Genomic DNA, 21,047 nt, shown 5'->3' on the forward strand with positions numbered 1-21,047 from the left:
GAGAGACACTCACATGAAACGCAAGTCTTTGTTCGCCCTCTCGGCAGTCGTCGTCGTTGCGGCTGCCGCACTCGTTCCCGTCCTGTGGTCGGGCGGCGACAACCTGCATAACGGCACGGCCGTCGCGGCAACGCCCGCCGACCAGGCAGCGCTGATCAAGAAGGGCGAGTATCTCGCCCGCGCCGGCGACTGTATCGCCTGCCATACGGTGCGCGGCGGCAAACCGTTCGCCGGCGGCCTGCCCATGGCCACGCCGTTCGGCACGATGTTCACGCCGAACATCACGCCTGACGACCAGTACGGCATCGGCAAGTGGACCCAGGACGACTTCTATCGCGCGATGCATACGGGCCGCTCGAAAGACGGCAGCCTGCTGTATCCGGGCTTCCCGTTCACGAGCTACACGAAGGTCACGCGCGCCGACTCGGATGCGATCTACGCGTACCTGCGCTCGGTCGCGCCGGTCAACGTGGCGAGCCGTCCGCACGAATTGAAGTTCCCGTTCAATCAGCGCAACATGCTGATCGGCTGGCGTACGCTGTTCTTCCGCGAAGGCGAGTACAAGCCTGATCCGACCAAGTCGGTCGAATGGAATCGCGGCGCGTATCTGATCGAAGGCCTCGGCCACTGCGGCATGTGCCATACCTCGATCAACGCGATGGGCGGTCCGGTCAGTTCGGCTGCGTTCGCCGGCGGCCTGATCCCGCTGCAGAACTGGTACGCACCGTCGCTGACGTCGAACAAGGAAGCCGGCCTCGGCGACTGGGAAACCAAAGACATCGCCGATCTGCTGAAAACCGGTGTGTCGAACCGCGGCGCGGTATTCGGTCCGATGGCTGAGGTGGTTCACAACAGCCTGCAGTACATGACGGACGCGGACATCAACGCAATGTCCACGTACCTGAAGACGATCCCGCAGAAGAGCGAAGCGCCGGAACCGCTGCAGTTCGAAACGTCGGAAAAGTTCGGTGGCGAACTGTTGAAGCAAGGTCAGAAGATCTACGCTGACAACTGCGCGAAGTGTCACGCGGAGAACGGCCTCGGCATGCCGCCGGCCTTCCCGCCGCTCGCGAACAACCAGTCGATTCAGATGTCGTCGGCGGTGAACCCGATCCGCATGGTGCTGAACGGCGGTTATCCGCCGAGCACGGAAGGCAACCCGCATCCGTACGGCATGCCGCCGTTCGCGCAGTCGCTGTCGAATCAGGAAGTGGCCGCCGTCGTGACGTACATCCGTATGTCGTGGGGCAACCACGGCACGGCTGTCTCGCCGCAGCAAGTGGCTGAACTGCGTTCGGCGCCGCTCGACTAAGCAGCGTGAGATGCACCCTGGGCGCGGCCGGCGAAACTCGCGGCCGCGCCCTTCGTTTTTTTCAGCACCGGTATCATGTGGGCCACATTGGCCTCGATGACGCCGCGCAGGAGGAAAGAGCCGTGCATGTCGGTGAGCGTTTCAACAGCATTACCCACCTCGTCGGCGCCGTGCTGTCGGTGGCGGGGCTGGCTACGCTCGTGACGATGGGCGCGCTCGCGGGCGACGCGTACAAGGTGGTGAGCTTCAGCGTGTACGGTGCGATGCTGTTCGTGCTGTATGCTATCTCGACGCTGTACCACAGCGTGCGCAACCCGCGCGTGAAAGCTGTCTTGCAGAAATGCGACCACTCGGCGATCTATTTGCTGATCGCCGGCAGTTACACTCCGTTCACGCTTGTCACGTTGCGTGGGCCGTGGGGCTGGTCGCTGTTCGGCGTAAGCTGGGGGCTTGCCGCCCTCGGCATCGTGCAGGAACTGACGCTCGGGCGTCGCACCCGCAGCGTTTCGATGGTGCTGTATGTATTGATGGGATGGCTCGCGCTCGTTGCCATCCGTCCGCTGGTCACGGCTTTACCGACCGCGGGTACCGCCTGGCTCGTGGCCGGCGGAGTCATTTACAGCGCCGGCATCTACTTCTTCATCAACGACGAGCGCATCCGGCACGGACATGGTATCTGGCACCTGTTCGTACTGGCGGGCAGTCTGTGTCAATTCGTCAGTGTCGCGCGCTACGTCGCGTGACACGCCACGGCGGCGAAATGCAACTTAAGGCCAGTCAACGTGTCTGCATAGCGCGTTGAAGCATTCGGCACGCGTTCCCGCGTGCCGCCGATTTCTCCGCGACCGGAACTGGGCTCTGGCCTCGAATACGCCACGAAGGCGTATTCATGCCGCGTTTTGCCCACTTGGGCCCCGTTGTGCCGTTCGCGACACTGCATTGCAAAGAGTTTTTATGTCTTTTGATTCCCTCGGCTTGTCCGAACCCTTGGTCCGCGCTGTACACGAACTCGGCTACACCACGCCGACTCCGATCCAGACACAAGCGATTCCCGCCGTACTCAACGGCGGCGATCTGCTGGCCGGCGCGCAGACCGGCACCGGCAAGACCGCCGGCTTCACGCTGCCGATCCTGCAGCGCCTGAACACCATGCCGGGAGTCGCCACGGCTTCGGGCAAGCGCGCGGTGCGCGCGCTGATCCTCACGCCCACGCGCGAGCTTGCGGCCCAGGTCGAAGAAAGCGTGCGCGCTTACGGCAAGTACCTGAAGCTGAAGTCGACCGTGATGTTCGGCGGCGTCGGCATCAATCCGCAGATCGGCGCGTTGAGGAGCGGCGTCGATATCGTCGTGGCCACGCCGGGCCGTCTGCTCGACCACATGCAGCAGAAAACCATCGACCTGTCGCATCTCGAGATTCTCGTGCTCGACGAGGCCGACCGCATGCTCGATATGGGCTTCATCCACGATATCAAGCGCGTGCTCGCGAAGTTGCCGCCCAAGCGTCAGAACCTGCTGTTCTCGGCCACGTTCTCCGACGAGATCAAAACGCTCGCCGACAACCTGCTCGACTCGCCGGCGCTGATCGAAGTCGCACGCCGCAATACGACCGCCGAGACGGTCGCACAAAAGATTCACCCGGTGGATCGCGACAAGAAGCGCGAACTGCTCACGCACCTGATCAAGCAACACAACTGGTTCCAGGTGCTGGTGTTCACGCGCACCAAGCACGGCGCGAACCGCCTCGCCGAGCAGCTCACGAAAGACGGCATCAGTGCGCTGGCGATTCACGGCAACAAGAGCCAGTCGGCTCGTACGCGCGCGCTCGCCGAGTTCAAGGACGGCACGCTGCAGGTGCTGGTCGCCACCGACATCGCCGCACGCGGCATCGATATCGACCAGTTGCCGCACGTGGTCAACTACGATTTGCCGAACGTGCCGGAAGACTACGTGCACCGCATCGGCCGCACGGGTCGCGCCGGCGCGACGGGCGAAGCGATTTCGCTGGTGTGCGTCGACGAACTGCAATTGCTGAAGGACATCGAGAAGCTGATCAAGCGCGCGGTGCCCCAGGAAGTGATCGCCGGTTTCGAACCGGATCCGACTGCGAAGCCGGAGCCGATCCTGCGCCGCGGTCAAGGCGGTGGCGGTGGCGGCGGACGTTCGCCGCGCCAGGGCCAAGGTGCGCCGAAGCGCGATGGCGCTTCGTCCGCGAAACCGGCGCAGCGCTCGGGTCAGCGCCCGGCGAACGGTCAGCAGCAACCGAGGCCGCAAGGCGCAAAGCCGGCCGGCAACGGCGGCCAGCCGCGCCGCGACGGTCAGCGTCAAGACGACCGGCCGCGCGCTGTCGCGCATGAAGGCAACGGCGCGCAGCATGCGCCGCGCAAGCCGCAGGCCAATAAACCGCAAGGCGGCAACCCCGGCGCTTTGCTCGGCGGCACCAAGCAGCGCAACGACGCGCCGCGCGGCGGCCAGCCGACACGCAGCGGCCAGCGCGGCCGGTAAACTTCAAGGCTCGCCAGCCGTCGTCCTGATTTAGCGCAACAAGGGACTAACGGCTGGCCGCCGTTCGCTTCAGGTGCTCGATCTGCCGTTTCCATCGGTCGAGCACCGCCTCTTTCCCCTCTTCTTCCAGTTCGAACGTGATGCCGCTCGTCAGGCGCGCATAACGCACGCTTTGCGTCTCCGCCGAGTCGATCGAGCAGATCAGATAGACCAGTCCGCTGTCGTCGCCTTCAACGCAAGGCAGCGGCGCGACCCGCAACTGCACCTGATAAAACGCCTCATCGCAAACAAAGGTCAATGCGGCCCGGCCGTTGCGCTCGATCGCGCGCGTGGCCCTCGCTTGCGGCCACAACGCGATGCACAGCGTGCGCGAATCCGGCGCATACAGTTCGCCGACGCCGAGCAGCGACGTACGCACATGACCATTCGTATCGACGCTCAGCAGCGAGGCGGTGAACCCCGTCTTGCTCGCCAGCGACGAACCGTCGAACAGCGCGCGCACGGCATCGGGCCATTCGTCGAACACGTTCTGTTCGAGCGGACGGGGGGGCGCGGGAGAGTCGCTCATCGTGTCGATCCGTCGAGTAAGTCGGTCAGGCTCAAAAATGCCTCGAAGAGCGAATGGCCCGCACGAGCGGGCCATTGGTGTTCATGCGGCAAGCCAACTGAAAACTCAGCGGAAGAAGACGTGCTGCGTGATCTTGGCGAGCGGATAATGCACGCCCGGCTGAATCCTCGCGGGCAGATCGAGCGGCTTGAGCAGCATCTTCACGCACATATCGGCCGACAGATTGCGCCGCACCAGCGCATTGATGCGCGCCGCGCGCTCGCGGTTGTAGAGCGAATCGTGCACACGCTCCGGATAGCGAATTGCGAACACGTGGCGCAGCGCGATCTCCGAGTCTTCGTTCTTGATCTCCATTACCCGGCGCATCAACGCGCCGAGCACGGCGAGACGGCCGTTGCCTTCGATCTTGTTGTACTTCTTGAAGTATTTGAAAAAGTGCTTGTAGTGACGGACTTCGTCGATGCGGATGTTGTCGGTAATCTGCTTGAGCACGGGTTCGTCCGAGCATTCGCCGATCGCGCGATACAGCGTTGCCGTGCCGGTTTCGACCACGCAGCGCGCGACCATTTCGAGCGCACGCGTCTTTTCGAAATCTTCCACCGAACACGTGAGCGAATACTCGTCCATGAAATTGCGGAACGCGGTGTCCCAATCGAACTCGGGCCAGACGTAAGCGATATACGTCTTGAGCGCCCGGCCGTGCTGCATTTCCTCCGGCTCCCACTCGTTGTTGAGCCAGGCGGAGACCTCGGGATCGCCGTCGAAGAACGTGCTCAGATTACTCGTGTAAAGATCGGTGCCGCTTTCGATAAACGAAGCGGCGCACAGCAGCAACAGCAAATCTTCGTTGGCGACAGCCTTCTGGCGATCTATGCGGGTGAGGTCGATATCCTCGATCCGCCAGGGCATGGCGTGGTTCGGCTCTGTGTGCATCGTGTCTTGCTCCGAAAGCTGTATCGACTCGTGGAGCATGCTCGCAACCGCCCGCTCTCGCCAGGTGGTCCGCCGTGTCTGATACAGCGTCGTGAATTAGAGTTAACCCCTTGTATCTTGCATCTTAGCCGGTGTTTCGCAACTCTGCAGATAACCCAGCACAGACCATGCCGGAACGTCGCAGTTCAATCCCAGGGTAGTCGATGACACCGTCGAACGGGAGCGCCGTGCGTGAGGCGTAAAAAAGCCAGCTCGGCGAGCTGGCTTGAGCCTGCATGAAGCGCCCCGCGGATTGCGCATGCGAAGCGCCCCTTTGAACGGCGCCGCGCTTCGCGGATGGAACCGCTCAGAACCCGGCGGCCAGTCCGTCACGACGGCTGTCGCTCGCCGCCACATAGCCGCGCTCGGGATCGTTGCGATCGAGCTTCCAGATGTACTGGCCGGAGCCGAAGTCCATGTACGGATCGTCAACCGACTTGATCGTGTGGCCGAGCTTCTGCAAGGCTGCGGCGGTGTTCGAATCGAGCGTCGCTTCGACGTCGAGCGTGAAGTCGCGGTTGACCTTCCAGCGCGGCGCATCGCAAGCGGCCTGCGGCTGCTGACCGTAGTCGAGCATCCTGACGATCGATTGCAGATGACCTTGCGGCTGCATGTCGCCGCCCATCACGCCGAAGCTCATCACCGCTTCCTGCTTGCCGTCCACCTGCTGCGTGAGGAACGACGGAATGATCGTGTGGAACGGCCGCTTGCCGCCTTCCACGACGTTCGGCGACTTCGGGTCCATCGAGAAACCGCAGCCGCGATTCTGCATGGAGATGCCGGTGTCCGGCACCACGATGCCCGAACCGAAACCCATGTAGTTCGACTGGATGAAGCTGACCATCATGCCGCGCTCGTCGGCCACCGACATATAGATCGTGCCGCCCGCTTTCGGCATGCCGAAGTCGAACGGCGTCGCGCGCTTGTGGTCGATCAGCTTCGCGCGCGAAGTGAGGTAGGCGTCGTCGAGCATCTGCTCGGGCGTGACTTCCATCGAACGCGGATCGGCCACGTAGCGGTAGACGTCGGCGAACGCGAGCTTCATCGCTTCGATCTGCAAATGCTGCGATTCGACGTTGTCGACGGCGAGCGCCTTCACATCGAATTTTTCGAGGATGCCCAGCGCGATCAGCGCCGCGATGCCCTGCCCGTTCGGCGGAATCTCATGCACGGTGTAGCCGCGATACGCCTTGCCGATCGGCTCGACCCAATCCGCGCGATAGTTGCGCAGGTCGTCGATGGTCAGCGCGCCGCCGCCCTCGCGCGAAAATGCGGCGATCCGCTCGGCGATCTCGCCTTCGTAGTAAGCGCGCGGACCTTGCTCGGCGAGCTTGCGCAGCGTCTTCGCGTGGCCCGGAAAGCGCACCAGTTCGCTCACTTCGGGCGCGCGGCCACGCGGCATGAAGGTTTGCGCGAAGCCCGGCTGGTCTTTCAGGTCGGGCACGGCCGCCGCCCACTTATGGGCGACGATGCTCGCCACCGCGTGACCGCGCTCGGCGATTTCGATCGCCGGCTCCATCAGATCGGCGAACGGCAGCGAGCCGAATTTTTGATGCAGCGCTTCCCAGCCCGCGATCACGCCGGGCACCGTCACGGCATCCCAGCCGCGCACGGGCTGCTTCGCGAGGCCGTTTTGCTCGCCGTACTTGCGCTTGAAATAGTCGACGTTCCACGCCGAGGGCGACACGCCCGACGCGTTCAAGCCGTGCAGCTTCGCGCCGTCCCACACCAACGCGAACGCGTCGCCGCCCAAGCCGCACGACACCGGCTCGACCACCGTGATGGCGGCCGCCGCCGCGATCGCCGCGTCGACGGCATTGCCGCCTTTCCACAGCATGCGCAGCCCCGCCTGCGCGGCAAGCGGATGCGACGTCGACACGATGTTGCGCGCGAATACGGGCAGACGCGGCGTTGGATAAGGGTTTTGCCAGTTGAAGCCAGTCATGGTCGAACACTCTCGAAAGCGCGGCCCGGCGCGTGAACATCGCCGCAGCCACAGGAACGGGTAAAAAAAACGGAACCCCGGATTGCAGCGCGATCCGGCACAAAAAACAAATTCATTTGCGAAATGAATCAATGCATGGCGAGGCTGAATGCCGTCACGCATCGTCGCCGATCGCACGCATGTTGCGCGAGATGACGGACACGGCTCGCGATGGTCTTACAATACGCTCACCCCGTTCACGCATCGCTCGTTTCCGGCCCGGCTGAGCCCGCCGGCGGCGGGCAGCGCCGATAAAAACCCACGACCCGAGACACATGACCCGAGACCCCCGCCTGACTCTCAATGCCCGGCAACAGGAACTGCTGGAGTGGGTGCAACGCGACGGCTTCGTGACCGTGGACGACCTCGCGGCTCACTTCGACGTGACGCCGCAGACCATTCGCCGCGACGTCAACTGGCTCGCCGACATGAACCTGCTGCGCCGCTATCACGGTGGCGCCAGTTTGCCGACCAGTTCCGAGAACGTGTCCTACACGGCGCGTCAGCGGATGTTCCATGACGAGAAACGGCGCATCGCGGCGCTGGTCGCCACGCACATTCCCGACCAGGCCTCGCTGTTCATCAACCTCGGCACCACCACCGAGGAAGTCGCCCGCGCGCTCAACCGGCATCGCGGCCTGCGCGTGATCACCAACAATCTGAATGTCGCCAGCATGATGAGCGGTTATCCGGATTGCGAGGTGCTGGTGACGGGCGGCATCGTGCGGCCGTGGGACAAAGGGATCGTCGGCGAACTGGCGATCGATTTCATCCGCCAGTTCAAGGTGGACTTCGCGATCATCGGCACGTCGAGCATCGAAACGGACGGCACGCTGCGCGATTTCGACACCCGCGAAGTGCGCGTGGCCGAGGCGATCATCCAGCATGCGCGCACCGTCTTTCTCGCTGCCGACAACTCGAAGTTCGGCCGGCCCGCGCTAGTTCGCCAAGGTCATCTCGACCAGATCGACGCCCTTTTCACCGACACCGCGCCGCCCGCCGAAATGATGGAAACGCTCACCGCCGCCAATTGCCAGGTGTACGTCGCCGGGTAAAGCCAGGCGTTCTCCGCCATGTTGCAGCGCACGCGAAACTTCGAGTGAATTCAAGGATTTGCCCGCTGCCTTGAACCGCCTCGACGGCGCTGGATTGTCAAAGGGAAAATTTACTGGGGCTCCTTTGGTGTTTAACGTGCGGTTGACTACACTCCAGTTCCCCGACGTTCGTTTCGCATTCCGCGTAGCGCCGGTTGCGTGAACCCGTCGCGTAAGCCGTACTTCCCGCCTGATCCTGTAGCGGACCTCACTGGCCTCTGGCCAGTTGCCGGCAAGGCCGTCCGCGTTTGCTTGACATGGAGAGAACGATGCTGAGTCCGCATGAATTCGCCACGCTGTTGCTCGTCAAGGACGCTCCCAATCAGGTCGACATGGAGCGGGAAGAACTCGATGCACTACTGGAACGCCAGTTGGTGCAACTCGAACGGCTCGCATCGGGCAATGAACAATGGCGCGTCACTGAAAGCGGCGATAGCGCACTGAGGGCCATCAAACGTTTTTCCTAGCTACGTTCTGGGTTATGGCTGCAGCCACCGGAGTCGCCAGCCGACATCCGGAGGCGTGAGCATGGGTTGCGCCGCAGACGTGGCGCGCCCGCGTCGCCTTGACGATGCATCTATTTTCTTCAAGTGATTCGGCCGCCGCCGTGGGGCGCGGCCGCTTCGTCGCGCCCCGAGCCAGGCGCGCGCCGTCACGCCGCAATGCCGCGTGGATTTTATCGAGCTCTATCGAGCGAAAGCCCCGCGGCCCCGGCCGAAGCCGAGCCTCAACCGCTGCGCAAGGTCGGATCGACCGCGGCGCGCCAGCTCAGCGCCCTGGCCCGCTGATCGGTGAAGAACGCGACCCACTGGTTGCGCACCTGCGGATCCGCGCTCATGCCTTGACTTGCATAGCGCTGCGCGATCGTGGCCTGAAACGCGCAGTACTGGTCTTTCGATAGCTTGCCGCGCCGGTTCGCCACATAAGCATCGAATAACGTCGCATACACGCCTTGGGCGTCGTTGCCGTAATCGACCGGCTCGGCGCTGCACATCTGCTGCAACGACGCGAACGACGGCGCGCCCATCGTCCCGTTCAGGCTTGGCGTGCCGACGCACCCCGTGAGAAGCGCAGCGGCGCCGATCATCAAAAGTCCACGCATGAATTCCCCTCCAAATGGCTACTGCGCAGAGTATCGTCCGTGGCCGCGCGTTGCGCCACCACTCCACCCGCGAGACAAAGAGGTGACCCGGCAAACCGAACTTTACTTTTTCGAATATGTTCATTAAAGTTCGAAAACGAACACCAGCGGTTCGATAGATTTTCCATACGACTTCCGACAACACCTAGGGGACACAGCAGGTGACGCAAGGCTCGAGATACGATTTGCTCGTCGTGGGCGGCGGGATCAACGGCGCGGGAATTGCTCGCGACGCGGCGGGCCGCGGCCTGTCGGTGCTGCTGTGCGAACAGGACGACCTCGCGGCGCACACGTCGTCGGCGAGCACCAAACTGATTCACGGCGGCCTGCGCTATCTCGAGTACCGCGAGTTCGGTCTCGTGCGCAAGGCGCTGCAGGAGCGCGAAACGCTGCTGCGCGCAGCGCCCCACATCATGTGGCCGTTGCGCTTCGTGATGCCGCACATGCCCGATCTGCGGCCGGCCTGGCTGATTCGCGCCGGCCTGTTCCTCTACGATCACCTCGCCAGGCGTGAACTGCTGCCCGGTTCGCGCGGCATCGTGATGCGCAATCATCCGGCGGGCGCACCGCTCGTCGATTCGATCAAGCGCGGCTTCGTGTATTCGGACGGCTGGGTCAACGACGCGCGACTCGTCGTCCTGAACGCGCTGGATGCCCAGGAGCGCGGCGCGAAAATCCTCACGCGCACGAAGCTCGTCAGCGCGGTGCGCGCGGGCGGCGAATGGCGCGCGCAACTCAAGCGCGCGGATGGCACGCTGCTCGACGTTCGCGCAGCCTCGATCGCCAACGCCGCGGGCCCGTGGGTCGGCGAACTGCTGCAAGGCGCGCTCGGCCGCAAGGCGTCGCATAGCGTGCGCCTCGTGAAAGGCAGCCATATCGTCACGCGGCGCCTGTTCGAACACGATCACGCGTACATCTTCCAGAATCCCGACAAGCGGATCATCTTCGCGATTCCGTACGAGCACGATTACACGCTGATCGGCACGACGGATATCGAATATCGCGGCGACCCCTCGCAGGTGGCGATCAACGCGGAGGAAATCCAGTACCTGTGCGATTCGATCAACCGCTACTTCAAGGAAAAGATTTCGCCGGCCGACGTGCGCTGGACCTATTCGGGCGTGCGGCCGCTGCTCGAGGAAGAAGGCGCGGACAATCCGTCGGCGGTCACGCGCGATTACTCGCTCGAACTCGACGCGCCCGCGGACGAAGCGCCGCTGCTCTCGGTGTTCGGCGGCAAGATCACCACCTTTCGCAAGCTCGCTGAAGAAGCCGTCGACAAACTCGCGCAAGCGCTGGGCGGCAACGCGAACGCCGCACCCTCGTGGACAGCCGGCGCGCCCTTGCCCGGCGGCGACATCGCGCACGCGAACTTCGAGCGCTTCGTCACCGAATTCAAGCAGCAGCATGCGTGGCTGCCGGCCGACCTGGCTTACCGCCTCGCCCGCGCATACGGCACGCGCGTCGAGCGCGTGATCGGCAACGCGCGCTCGGTGGCCGATCTCGGCCGTGCATTCGCGCCGGGTCTGTACGAGGCCGAGCTGGTTTATCTGCGCGACACCGAATGGGCGCGCAGCGCTCAGGACGTGCTGTGGCGCCGGTCGAAACTCGGGCTGCATGTCGAGCCGGGCACGCTCGATTCGATCACGCACGACATCGACGCGTGGTTCGCACGCGAACCGGTGCGACAGAGCGCATAGTTAGACTCTCGGCGCAGCCGTCGCAGCCCACCGCGCTCGTGGCTCGCGTGAACCCGACCGATTCACCCCTCGGCTAGACGAAGCCGGCACGCACGAAACCATTGCGGCCCGCTCAAAACAACAAGCCGTTCCCGTCGCCGGTCCGCAGTCCGGCGATCCATAAAACGCATGGAGAAGAGACAATGCAGGATCAGTACATCCTCGCGCTCGACCAAGGCACCACCAGTTCGCGTGCGATGCTATTCGACCGGCTCGGCAATATCGTGTCGACCGCTCAGAAGGAATTCCAGCAAATCTATCCGCATCCGGGCTGGGTCGAGCACGATGCGCAGGAAATCTGGTCGACGCAAGCCGGCGTCGCCGCCGAAGCCGTGACGCGCGCCGGCATGAACGGCACCTCCATCGCCGCGATCGGCATCACCAATCAACGCGAAACCACCGTCGTGTGGGACCGCGAAACCGGCCATCCCGTCTATAACGCGATCGTCTGGCAAGACCGCCGCACCGCCGACTTCTGCGACCAGCTCAAGGAGCGAGGTCTGGAGGAAAAGGTCCGCGCGAAAACCGGCCTGCCGATCGACTCGTACTTCTCGGCCACCAAGATTCGCTGGATTCTCGACAACGTCGAAGGCGCGCGCGAAAAGGCGAGGCAAGGCCGCCTCGCATTCGGCACGGTCGATAGCTGGCTGGTGTGGAATTTCACCAAGGGCGGCCTGCATGTCACCGACGTGACCAACGCATCGCGCACGATGCTCTTCAACATCCATACGCTGAAGTGGGACGACGAACTGCTCGACGCGCTCGACATTCCACGCAGCATGTTGCCGGAAGTGCGGGCGTCGTCGGAAGTCTATGGGCCGACCAGGACCACCGTGTTCGCCTCCAAGATTCCGCTCGCGGGCATCGCCGGCGATCAGCACGCCGCGCTGTTCGGGCAGATGTGCACGCAGTCGGGCATGGTGAAGAACACCTACGGCACGGGCTGCTTCCTCGTGATGAATACCGGCGATAAGCCGATCGAGTCGAAGAACAATCTCGTCACCACGATCGCCTGGCAAATCGGCGACCAGATCAACTACGCGCTCGAAGGCAGCATCTTCATTGCCGGCGCGGTGGTGCAATGGTTGCGCGACGGCCTCGGCATCATCAAGAGCGCGGCGGAAATCGAAACGCTGGCGCGCAGCGTGCCACATTGCGACGGCGTGTATCTGGTGCCGGCCTTCGCCGGGCTCGGCGCGCCGCATTGGAATGCACGCGCGCGCGGCACGCTGTTCGGCGTGACGCGCGGCACGACCTCCGCGCATATCGCACGCGCCGCGCTCGATTCGATCGCCTATCAATCGCTCGACGTGCTGAAGGCCATGGAAGCCGATTCCGGCATTCGCATCGGCGAATTGCGCGTGGACGGCGGCGCTTGCGCGAATAATCTGCTGATGCAATTCCAGGCCGACATTCTCGGCGTCGACGCGGTACGTCCGAAGGTTGCCGAAACGACCGCGCTGGGCGCGGCCTATCTGGCCGGCCTCGCGGTCGGCTACTGGAAGGACGTGGACGAACTCCAGAAGCAGTGGAAGCTGGAGCGCCGCTTCACACCCGCGCTGCCGCACGCCGACGTCAAGCAATGCCTCGACGGCTGGCAACGCGCGATCCGCGCCGCCAAGGCCTGGGCCGACGCGTCCTGAGCGTCCTGACCGACCCGCGCGGCCCAAACCCGCTTGACCCCAACCTCTCGATGCAACGAAGCCGCTTATCCGGCGGCTTCCTGACAACCCTGTTTCGGATCAACCTTCGATGTCTCCTTACATTGCGGAATTCATCGGCACGGCGCTGGTGGTGCTGCTCGGCGACGGCGCCGTCGCCAATGTGCTGCTCGCGCGCACCAAAGGCAAAGGCGCGGACCTGATCGTCATCGTGATGGGCTGGGCGATGGCCGTGTTCATCGCCGTCTACGTCACCGCGTCGTTTAGCGGGGCGCACCTGAATCCTGTCGTGACGGTGAGTCTCGCACTGGCCGGCAAGTTCGCCTGGGCCAAGGTGCCCGGCTACATCGCGGCGCAGATGCTCGGCGGCATGGCGGGCGCGCTGCTCGTGTGGGTCGCGTATCGCCAGCATTTCGCGAAAGAAGGCGATGCCGATGTGAAGCTCGGCGTGTTCTGCACGTCGCCGGCGATTCGCAGCGTGCCGCACAACCTGTTGACTGAAATGATCGCGACCTTCGTGCTGATTCTCGGCGTGCTGTATCTGGCTGCGCCCGAAGTGGGTCTCGGCGCGCTCGACGCGTTGCCGGTCGGCCTGCTGGTGCTCGGCATCGGCATCTCGCTCGGCGGCCCGACCGGCTATGCAATGAGCCCGGCGCGCGACTTGTCGCCGCGTCTGATGCACACGCTGCTGCCGATTCCCGGCAAGCGCGACAGCGACTGGCGTTATGCGTGGATTCCGGTGTTCGGTCCGCTGGTGGGCGGCGCGGTGGCAGCGGGGCTGTATTTGTACCTGCACACGCACTGACCTTGCGGCCAGGCAATGCGGTTAAGAAGCGGTAGTTAAAGAGCGGGCACGAAGCCGCGGTCAAGAAGCGCGCGAACGCAAAGCAGCGGCGTCGCGCAGCCCGCGCCAAAGCACGTATCATGGCGCTTTTCAATCCGCGCCCGAGCTTGCTTTCGCCTGGCTCACGCGCTTTCCGCTTTCCGTTTCAAGGCATGATCGACCACCTCATCTGTGACTGCGACGGCGTGCTCGTCGACAGCGAAATCATCGCCGACCGCGTGATGGTCGAAACGCTGACCGCCGCCTTCCCCGGTCTCGACTTCGAAGCGGTCGTCAAGACGGCCTTTGGCCAGCAAACCTCGCGCTTTCTCGAAGGCATCGAGAAGTCGTTCGATATCGTGCTGCCCGCGGACTTTCTCGCGACCGTCGAACATCAGGTCGAACTCGCGCTCGCCGCATCGCTCAGCCCGATCAACGGCGTGCGTGACGCATTGCAACGCGTCACGCTGCCGGCCGCGGTCGTGTCGAATAGCCGGATGGCGCGCGTGCATGCCTCGGTGCGGCGCGCGGGCTTGCAGCAGATTTTCGGCGAGCGGATCTTCAGCGCCGAACAGGTGGCGCGGCCCAAGCCTTATCCCGATGTCTATCGCTTCGCCGCGCAGACGCTGGGCGTGGATCCGTCGCGATGCATCGTCGTGGAAGACAGCGTGGCCGGTTTGAACGCGGCGCGCGCGGCGGGCATGAAGACGATCGCGTTCGTCGGCGCGAGCCATATTCCCGACGGGTACGCGGACGCGCTGCGCAACATGGGCATGACGCGCATCATGAAGCACATGGATCAACTGCCCGCGCTGATCGAGGCGGGCGTGCGCGGCGAGTTCAAAGACGTGCAGTCGTAGCCGTTTCGCTTCGCGGCACGAGCCACAAAAAAGGCCGACTGCGCAACAGTCGGCCTTGTCGTTTGAGCGGCGTGCCGGATCATCCGGCGCCGCACATGCCGCGCTTCAGGCTTCGGCCACGCATTCCCGCGCCGCCGCCAGCGCCTCGCGAAACGCCACCAGTTCGGCGATCGTCAGCATCGGCAGATCGTGTTGCCGTGCGAAGCGCTCGACGTCCGCGCCGCGCGTCATCGTGCCGTCCGCGTTCATCAGTTCGCACAGCACGCCGGCCGGCTTCCGACCCGCGAGAATCGCCAGGTCGACCGTCCCCTCGGTGTGGCCGCGACGCGCGAGCACGCCGCCGGGCATCGCCCGCAACGGGAACACGTGGCCCGGCCGCACGATGTCGGCGGGCTTCGCCGTATCGGCGATCGCGGCGCGAATCGTCGTCACGCGATCAAGCGCGGATACGCCGGTGGTCACGCCGTCGCGCGCCTCGATCGACACGGTGAACGCGGTGCCGTGACGGCTTTCGTTGTTGACGGCCATCGGCGGCAGTTCGAGCGCGCGGATCTTCTCGTCGGGCAGGCACAGGCAGACGATGCCGCTGCATTCGCGGATCAGCAGCGCCATGGTTTCGACGGAAAGACGCTCGGCGGACACGATCAGATCGGCTTCGTTCTCGCGGTCGTGGTCGTCCTGCAGGACGACGGCGCGGCCATCGCGCATGGCTTGCAAGGCGGCGGCGATGCGCGGCGGAACGGCTTCGGTGGCGAGCAGCGGGAGATCGAGGAATGCATCGGGTGCAATCGTCGACGGTGCGGGAAAAGCAGCAAAAGACATGGTTGAAACGCTCATCGCAAAAGTTGGGCGAGAAACGTTTCAGGGCATTGCAAACAGACAAGGACGCGCCGTTGAACGCCGCCCGAAGCGCCGTTCACGCACCGCTCGAATGACTCGCGGCGCCACGGAAAACGTAGATGACTATCTGCACATCTTCTTCCATCCGGACTCTGACCGTCGGCTCTGGCTTCGCACCAGATCTGCTGACCCCGCTACGGCTTTCGATACGCTGAGAACCTGAACGACGCGGGCGCTCGCGGGCTCGCCGGCTCACGCTTTCGCGCTGCCGGCATACCGCCGGTGGGGAATTTCGCCCCGCCCTGAAGACGCACTGATTGCCGGAATCGACCGGCTGGCAAAGCATACAGCAGTCGCGCCCGGCTCGCAGCGCAACCCTACTGGACAGACGGGCATCGCCAGGGCAGCGCCGCGGCGCCCGCGTCCGCCCACACCATTCCATCAAACCGGCGCGGCCTCGCGCGTCGTCTCGTGCGGCGCGGGCACGTCCCAACGCGGCGGCGTCTCCGCCTTCAGCGTGACGCGAAACGCGCGCGCTTCCGTGTCGCCGGGATTGCGCAGGCTATGCGGCTGATCGGCGTCGAACACGATCGCGTCACCCGTGGCGAGCAACTGGCGTTGATCGTGCACGCTGACTTCCAGCGTGCCTTCGCTCACCACCAGATTCACCGTCGTGCCCGGCGCGCGGCGCGTGCCGGCTTCGGTGTGCAACGGCGCGATGCGCAACTCGTGAAACTCGGCGGCGGTCGGTTCGGCGTCGGGATAGAGCGGCCGCGCCGAATAGCGCCCGTTCGAGCTGACCACGCGCGACGAGCGCTCCGCCGGCAGATGCTCGAAGCCGTTCGTCGCATGCCGCCGCAAGAACGCCGCCACCGACACCTTCAGCGCCGCCGCCACCTTGCACAGCACCTTGATGGACGGCACGCTGCGCGCCGATTCGATCTGCGCGAGCATCGCGCGCGACACGCCGGAAGCGCGAGCCAATGCGTCGAGCGAGAGTTGCCGCTCGGCGCGCAAACGCGCGAGATTCACGCCGACCAGATGCTCCAGTGCATCGAAGGGTTCGGATGCACGCGGCGACGTGCCGGGGTCGGCGGCGGGATCGCGAACCAGCGCAAGCGGGGAATGCATGATTGCCTCCTGTAGCGCCGCCGGACGGCGGGCAAGCGGTTAGTGGAAGCAAGATAGCATCGGGTCCCGCCGCGCCCAACGAAGTTATCTTCACACTGTTATCAGCATTGCGGAGGACGCTTCCCGCAAAGCTTGTGCGAATTCTTTATATGGGCCGAGCGCCGCGACTGAGCGGCGCACGCGCGGTCAAGCCCGCTGCGTCACCACCGCTTCCGGCGAATCCATGCGCGCGGCGAACCACGTCAGCAGCAACGCGGCGACGCTCACCGCCGCCGCGACCCACGGCAACGTATCGAGCGAATGGCCGTGATCGATCACCAAACCGCCTAGCCACGCGCCGCCCGCATTGCCCACATTGAACGCGCCGATGTTCAGCGTCGAGGCCAGATTCGGCGCGGCAGCCGCTTTTTCGACCACGCGCATCTGCAGCGGCGGCACCGTCGCGAATGCCGCGATGCCCCACACGAAGATCGTGATCGCCGCGGCCACCTGCGAATGGCTGGTGCGCGCAAAGATCGCCATCACCACCGCGAGCGCGACCAGAATGCCCATCAGCGAAGGCATCAGCGCGCGGTCCGCGAGCTTGCCGCCCACCGTATTGCCGATCGTGAGGCCCACGCCGAACAGCACCAGAATCAACGTGACGCCGCGCGGCGAGAAGCCGCTCACCTGTTCGAGAATCGGCGCGATATAGGTGAACACCACGAACACGCCGCCGAAGCCGAGCACCGTCATCGCGAGCGCGGTCCAGACTTGCGGGTCTTTCAGCACGCGCACTTCATGACCGAGACCGAGCGGCCCGGCATCGTGACGATTCGGCACCAGCGCCGTGACGCCCGCGAGCGACAGCACGCCCAATGCGCTGACGATCCAGAACGCCGCGCGCCAGCCGAATTGCTGGCCGATGAACGTGCCGAACGGCACGCCCAGCACATTCGCCAGCGTCAGGCCGGTGAACATCAGCGCAATCGCGCTCGCGCGCTTCTCGGCGGGCACGAGCGAAGCCGCGACCACCGCGCCGATGCCGAAGAACGAGCCGTGCGCGAACGACGTCACCACGCGCGCGATCATCAGCACCGAATAGCTGGACGCGATCGCGCACAGCGTATTGCCGACGATGAACACGCCCATCAGCAACTGCAACGCCAGCTTGCGCGGCATCTTGCTGGTGAGCACCGCGAGCAGCGGCGCGCCGACCGCGACGCCCAGCGCGTAGCCGCTCACGAGCAAGCCGGCCGATGGAATCGACACGGCCAGGTCGTGCGCGACCTCGGGCAACAACCCCATGATCACGAATTCGGTCGTACCGATCGCGAATGCGCTGATGGCCAGCGCGAGCAATGGAATGGGCATGCTTCTACTCCAGGTTCTCAAGTTGAGCGTGATCGCCGTGGCGCAGCGCGGTCACGAATTCGATGACGACGCCCGGCGCGAGCGCGACGAACAGTTGCAGTTCGGCGGGTTGCGCGCGCATCCGAGGCACTCGCGCGAGCCGATAGTCCACGCCGGCCGCATGCAAACGGTCGAGCAGCGCCTGCCATTCGGCGGCGCCCTCCAGCCGGAATGCGATGTGGTCGATGCGCGGCGTCGAACGTCCCGCTTGCCCGGGCGCCGTCGCCTCGATCAGATGGATGACCGGGCGACCATTCGCGTACAGCCAATGGCCATCGATCGAAAACGGCGGACGCGCGCCGTCCGCCAGCCCGACGACGCCGACGAAAAAACGTCGGACGGCGTCGGGTTCGGCGGTGACGATCGTCGCGTGATCGAGTTGCATGGCGTGAGCGGCTGGCCGCACCAGGGTTTTCGAGGACTGGATTGTCGCCGCCACGCGTGGTTTTGATAATTGGCGTAGCATTTGAAGCATTATCAAATCCAAATTGAAAGTCGGATGACGATGGATAACCTCGGTGATATCCGCCTCTTCGTGGAAGCCGCGCAGCAGGGCAGCCTGTCGGCGGCGGGCCGCAAGCTGGGTTTGACGCCCGCCGCGGCGAGCGCACGCCTCGCCAAGCTGGAAGCCGGCCTGAAAGCCCGGCTCTTCGAGCGCACCACCCGGCAACTCAGGCTCACCGACGAAGGCCGCCTGTACCTGAACTGCTGCCGCCAGGCGCTGCAATCGCTCGACGACGCCGAAGCCGCGCTGCAAGCGGGCCAGGGCGTGGTGCGCGGCAAGGTGCGCATCTCCGCGACGTCCGACTTCGGCCGCAATCTGCTGATGCATTGGCTGGACGAGTTCAACGCGCTCTACCCGGAAGTGACCTTCGCGCTCACGCTGTCGGACTCGCTGTCGAATCTGGTGCAGGAGGACATCGACCTGGCGATCCGCTTCGGCGTGCCGCAGGACAGTTCGCTCGTCGCGCGCAAGCTGGCGCCGAACCGGCGCGTGCTGTGCGCATCGCCCGACTACATCGCGCGCAAGGGCGAACCCAGGGATCCGCACGACCTCGCGAATTTCGACTGCATCGTGCTCGGCACCGCGTCCGGCCCGGTCAACGAATGGCGCTTCACCCGCGGCGATGAAGTACAGAGCTACACGGTGCCGCTCGAAACGGCCCGCGAGACGAACGACGGCGCGGTCGCCCGCGAATGGGCGCTGCGCGGCTACGGCATCGCGATCAAGTCGATGTGGGACGTGGAAGCGGATCTGCGCACCGACGGCCTGAAAACCCTGCTGCCGGAGTGGCGCTATCCCGATGCGCCGCTGCACGCGCTCTACCATCGCAACCGCTTCATGGCGCCGCGCGTGCGCGCGCTGCTGGATTTCTTGAGCGAGCGCTTCGCGCAGGTGTCGGACGAACTGGAAGGCTTGCTGGGCCTGCCGCCGGAGCGGCCGCGCGCGAACGGAGCGCCCGAAACCCCATCCGATGAAGGGCTATAATATTGAGCTACGCGGCAAACCTGCATTGAAAAGGCGGCAGCGCCGCTCCGCGGCCCGCCCGCATGTTTCGCCCCTCTTCACCTTTTAATTGACGCCCCCAGGTTAACCACTGCGACCGGCGAAATTCGATGACCAAGAAAGTTTATGTAAAGACCTTTGGCTGCCAGATGAACGAGTACGACTCCGACAAGATGGTCGACGTACTCGGCGCGGCTGAAGGGCTCGTCAAGACCGACACGCCGGAAGACGCGGACGTCATTCTGTTCAACACCTGCTCGGTGCGCGAAAAAGCCCAGGAAAAAGTGTTCTCCGACCTGGGCCGCGTGCGCGAACTGAAAGAAGCGAATCCCAACCTGATCATCGGCGTGGGCGGCTGCGTGGCGAGCCAGGAAGGCGCGTCGATCGTGTCGCGCGCGCCGTATGTCGATCTGGTGTTCGGTCCGCAAACGCTGCACCGTCTGCCGCAAATGATCGACAAGCGCCGCGAAACCGGCCGCGCGCAAGTCGACATCTCGTTCCCCGAAATCGAAAAGTTCGACCATCTGCCGCCCGCGCGCGTGGAAGGTCCGAGCGCATTCGTGTCGATCATGGAAGGCTGCAGCAAGTATTGCAGCTACTGCGTCGTGCCGTACACGCGCGGCGAGGAAGTGTCGCGCCCGCTCGACGACGTGCTGACCGAGATCGCCGGTCTCGCCGATCAGGGCGTGCGCGAAGTCACGCTGCTCGGCCAGAACGTGAACGCTTATCGCGGCGCGCTCACGTTGGGCGCCGCCGAAATCGCCGACTTCGCGACGCTGATCGAATACGTCGCAGAGATTCCGGGCATCGAACGGATTCGCTACACCACGTCGCATCCGAAGGAATTCACGCAGCGCCTGATCGACGCCTACGCAAAGGTGCCGAAGCTCGTCAGCCACCTGCATCTGCCGGTGCAGCACGGCTCCGATCGCATTCTGATGGCGATGAAGCGCGGCTACACGGTGCTCGAATACAAGTCGGTGATCCGCAAGCTGCGCGCGATCCGCCCCGACCTGTCGCTGTCCACGGACATGATCGTCGGCTTTCCCGGCGAGACGGAAGAAGACTTCGACAAGATGATGGCGCTGGTGCACGAGATGAAGTACGACACCAGTTTCTCGTTCATCTATAGCCCGCGACCGGGCACACCCGCCGCGAATCTGCACGACGACACGCCGCGCGAGGTGAAGCTCAAGCGCCTGCAACATTTGCAGGCTACGATCGAACAGAACGTGCAGCGCATCAGCGATTCGATGGTCGGCAAGATCGAGCGCATTCTGGTCGAGCGCCCGGCGCGCAAGGACCCGAACGAACTCGCTGGCCGCACGGAGAACAACCGTGTGGTGAACTTCCCCGCGCCGCTGGCTTCGCACGCGCGGCTGATCGGCCAGATGGTCGACGTGAAGATCGTCCACGCGTACCCGCATTCGCTGCGCGGCGAACTCGTGCTGGTGCACGACGACGTTCGTCCCGAAGCAAGCGCCCTTGCGGCAGCGGCCACCACTCACTGAGCGACGCGCG

The 21,047-nt window shown here is 64.4% G+C and carries 19 protein-coding genes and 1 riboswitch; of the genes, 11 read left to right on the top strand and 8 right to left on the bottom strand.

Going from position 1 to position 21,047, the window contains the following annotated elements:
- The first annotated feature begins 13 nt into the window (after positions 1-13).
- From BUE39_RS12910 to BUE39_RS12920, 3 genes are all read left to right on the top strand, one after another.
- Positions 14-1,312, top strand: coding sequence for a c-type cytochrome (locus tag BUE39_RS12910; protein WP_073429063.1), 1,299 nt, complete (start codon positions 14-16; stop codon positions 1,310-1,312).
- Between the two features lie 122 nt (positions 1,313-1,434).
- Positions 1,435-2,055, top strand: a complete 621-nt coding sequence (trhA, locus tag BUE39_RS12915; RefSeq protein WP_073429064.1) for a PAQR family membrane homeostasis protein TrhA — start codon at positions 1,435-1,437, stop codon at positions 2,053-2,055.
- A gap of 211 nt (positions 2,056-2,266) precedes the next feature.
- Entirely contained in the window at positions 2,267-3,814 is a 1,548-nt protein-coding gene (locus BUE39_RS12920; RefSeq protein WP_073429065.1) for a DEAD/DEAH box helicase, read from the top strand.
- Between the two features lie 46 nt (positions 3,815-3,860).
- On the opposite strand, the gene BUE39_RS12925 is transcribed toward BUE39_RS12920, so the two are convergent.
- The 3 genes from BUE39_RS12925 to BUE39_RS12935 all read right to left on the bottom strand — a co-directional run bounded on the left by BUE39_RS12925 (position 3,861) and on the right by BUE39_RS12935 (position 7,299).
- Positions 3,861-4,382 carry a pyridoxamine 5'-phosphate oxidase family protein gene (locus BUE39_RS12925; RefSeq protein WP_073429066.1) on the bottom strand — a complete coding sequence of 174 codons (522 nt, stop codon included), beginning with the start codon at positions 4,380-4,382 and terminating at the stop codon, positions 3,861-3,863.
- A gap of 105 nt (positions 4,383-4,487) precedes the next feature.
- The gene (locus BUE39_RS12930; protein WP_073429149.1) at positions 4,488-5,315 is read right to left on the bottom strand and encodes a ferritin-like domain-containing protein; all 828 of its coding nucleotides are present in this window, start codon (positions 5,313-5,315) and stop codon (positions 4,488-4,490) included.
- A 346-nt stretch (positions 5,316-5,661) separates the two neighbouring features.
- Entirely contained in the window at positions 5,662-7,299 is a 1,638-nt protein-coding gene (locus BUE39_RS12935; protein WP_073429067.1) for a gamma-glutamyltransferase family protein, read from the bottom strand.
- Positions 7,300-7,613: 314 nt separating this feature from the next.
- On the opposite strand from BUE39_RS12935, the gene BUE39_RS12940 reads away from it, so the two are divergent.
- Together BUE39_RS12940 and BUE39_RS12945 are read left to right on the top strand one after the other, a co-directional pair.
- The gene (locus BUE39_RS12940) at positions 7,614-8,393 is read left to right on the top strand and encodes a DeoR/GlpR family DNA-binding transcription regulator (RefSeq protein ID WP_073429068.1); all 780 of its coding nucleotides are present in this window, start codon (positions 7,614-7,616) and stop codon (positions 8,391-8,393) included.
- Between the two features lie 308 nt (positions 8,394-8,701).
- Entirely contained in the window at positions 8,702-8,899 is a 198-nt protein-coding gene (locus BUE39_RS12945; RefSeq protein WP_073429069.1) for a hypothetical protein, read from the top strand.
- Positions 8,900-9,159: 260 nt separating this feature from the next.
- Here the strand turns inward: BUE39_RS12945 and BUE39_RS12950 are convergent, their stop codons facing one another.
- Positions 9,160-9,534 (bottom strand): hypothetical protein, encoded by a 375-nt coding sequence (locus BUE39_RS12950; protein WP_176035727.1) that lies wholly within the window; start codon positions 9,532-9,534, stop codon positions 9,160-9,162.
- Between the two features lie 200 nt (positions 9,535-9,734).
- On the opposite strand from BUE39_RS12950, the gene glpD reads away from it, so the two are divergent.
- The 4 genes from glpD to BUE39_RS12970 all read left to right on the top strand — a co-directional run bounded on the left by glpD (position 9,735) and on the right by BUE39_RS12970 (position 14,656).
- Complete coding sequence (glpD, locus tag BUE39_RS12955) at positions 9,735-11,273, top strand: glycerol-3-phosphate dehydrogenase (RefSeq protein ID WP_073429070.1); 1,539 nt, start codon at positions 9,735-9,737, stop codon at positions 11,271-11,273.
- 182 nt (positions 11,274-11,455) lie between these two features.
- A complete protein-coding gene (glpK, locus tag BUE39_RS12960) occupies positions 11,456-12,955 on the top strand; it encodes a glycerol kinase GlpK (protein WP_073429071.1) in 1,500 nt (499 codons plus the stop codon).
- 109 nt (positions 12,956-13,064) lie between these two features.
- On the top strand, positions 13,065-13,778 hold the full coding sequence (locus BUE39_RS12965; protein ID WP_073429072.1) for an MIP/aquaporin family protein: 714 nt from the start codon (positions 13,065-13,067) through the stop codon (positions 13,776-13,778).
- 191 nt (positions 13,779-13,969) lie between these two features.
- The gene (locus BUE39_RS12970) at positions 13,970-14,656 is read left to right on the top strand and encodes an HAD family hydrolase (RefSeq protein ID WP_073429151.1); all 687 of its coding nucleotides are present in this window, start codon (positions 13,970-13,972) and stop codon (positions 14,654-14,656) included.
- A 105-nt stretch (positions 14,657-14,761) separates the two neighbouring features.
- On the opposite strand, the gene ribB is transcribed toward BUE39_RS12970, so the two are convergent.
- The 4 genes from ribB to BUE39_RS12990 form a co-directional block, all read right to left on the bottom strand.
- The gene (gene ribB, locus BUE39_RS12975; protein ID WP_073429073.1) at positions 14,762-15,478 is read right to left on the bottom strand and encodes a 3,4-dihydroxy-2-butanone-4-phosphate synthase; all 717 of its coding nucleotides are present in this window, start codon (positions 15,476-15,478) and stop codon (positions 14,762-14,764) included.
- A 147-nt stretch (positions 15,479-15,625) separates the two neighbouring features.
- Positions 15,626-15,810: riboswitch (FMN riboswitch) on the bottom strand.
- Positions 15,811-15,937: 127 nt separating this feature from the next.
- The gene (locus BUE39_RS12980; protein ID WP_073429074.1) at positions 15,938-16,627 is read right to left on the bottom strand and encodes a helix-turn-helix domain-containing protein; all 690 of its coding nucleotides are present in this window, start codon (positions 16,625-16,627) and stop codon (positions 15,938-15,940) included.
- Positions 16,628-16,813: 186 nt separating this feature from the next.
- Complete coding sequence (locus tag BUE39_RS12985; RefSeq protein ID WP_073429075.1) at positions 16,814-17,980, bottom strand: MFS transporter; 1,167 nt, start codon at positions 17,978-17,980, stop codon at positions 16,814-16,816.
- A 4-nt stretch (positions 17,981-17,984) separates the two neighbouring features.
- Positions 17,985-18,404 carry a VOC family protein gene (locus tag BUE39_RS12990; protein ID WP_073429076.1) on the bottom strand — a complete coding sequence of 140 codons (420 nt, stop codon included), beginning with the start codon at positions 18,402-18,404 and terminating at the stop codon, positions 17,985-17,987.
- A gap of 120 nt (positions 18,405-18,524) precedes the next feature.
- Between BUE39_RS12990 and BUE39_RS12995 the strand changes: the two genes are divergently transcribed.
- Positions 18,525-19,508 carry a LysR family transcriptional regulator gene (locus BUE39_RS12995; RefSeq protein WP_176035730.1) on the top strand — a complete coding sequence of 328 codons (984 nt, stop codon included), beginning with the start codon at positions 18,525-18,527 and terminating at the stop codon, positions 19,506-19,508.
- 128 nt (positions 19,509-19,636) lie between these two features.
- Positions 19,637-21,037, top strand: coding sequence for a tRNA (N6-isopentenyl adenosine(37)-C2)-methylthiotransferase MiaB (gene miaB / locus BUE39_RS13000; protein ID WP_073429078.1), 1,401 nt, complete (start codon positions 19,637-19,639; stop codon positions 21,035-21,037).
- The last annotated feature ends 10 nt before the right edge of the window (positions 21,038-21,047 follow it).

The organism is Paraburkholderia terricola (genome assembly GCF_900142195.1).
GTDB classification, from domain to species: Bacteria; Pseudomonadota; Gammaproteobacteria; order Burkholderiales; family Burkholderiaceae; genus Paraburkholderia; species Paraburkholderia terricola.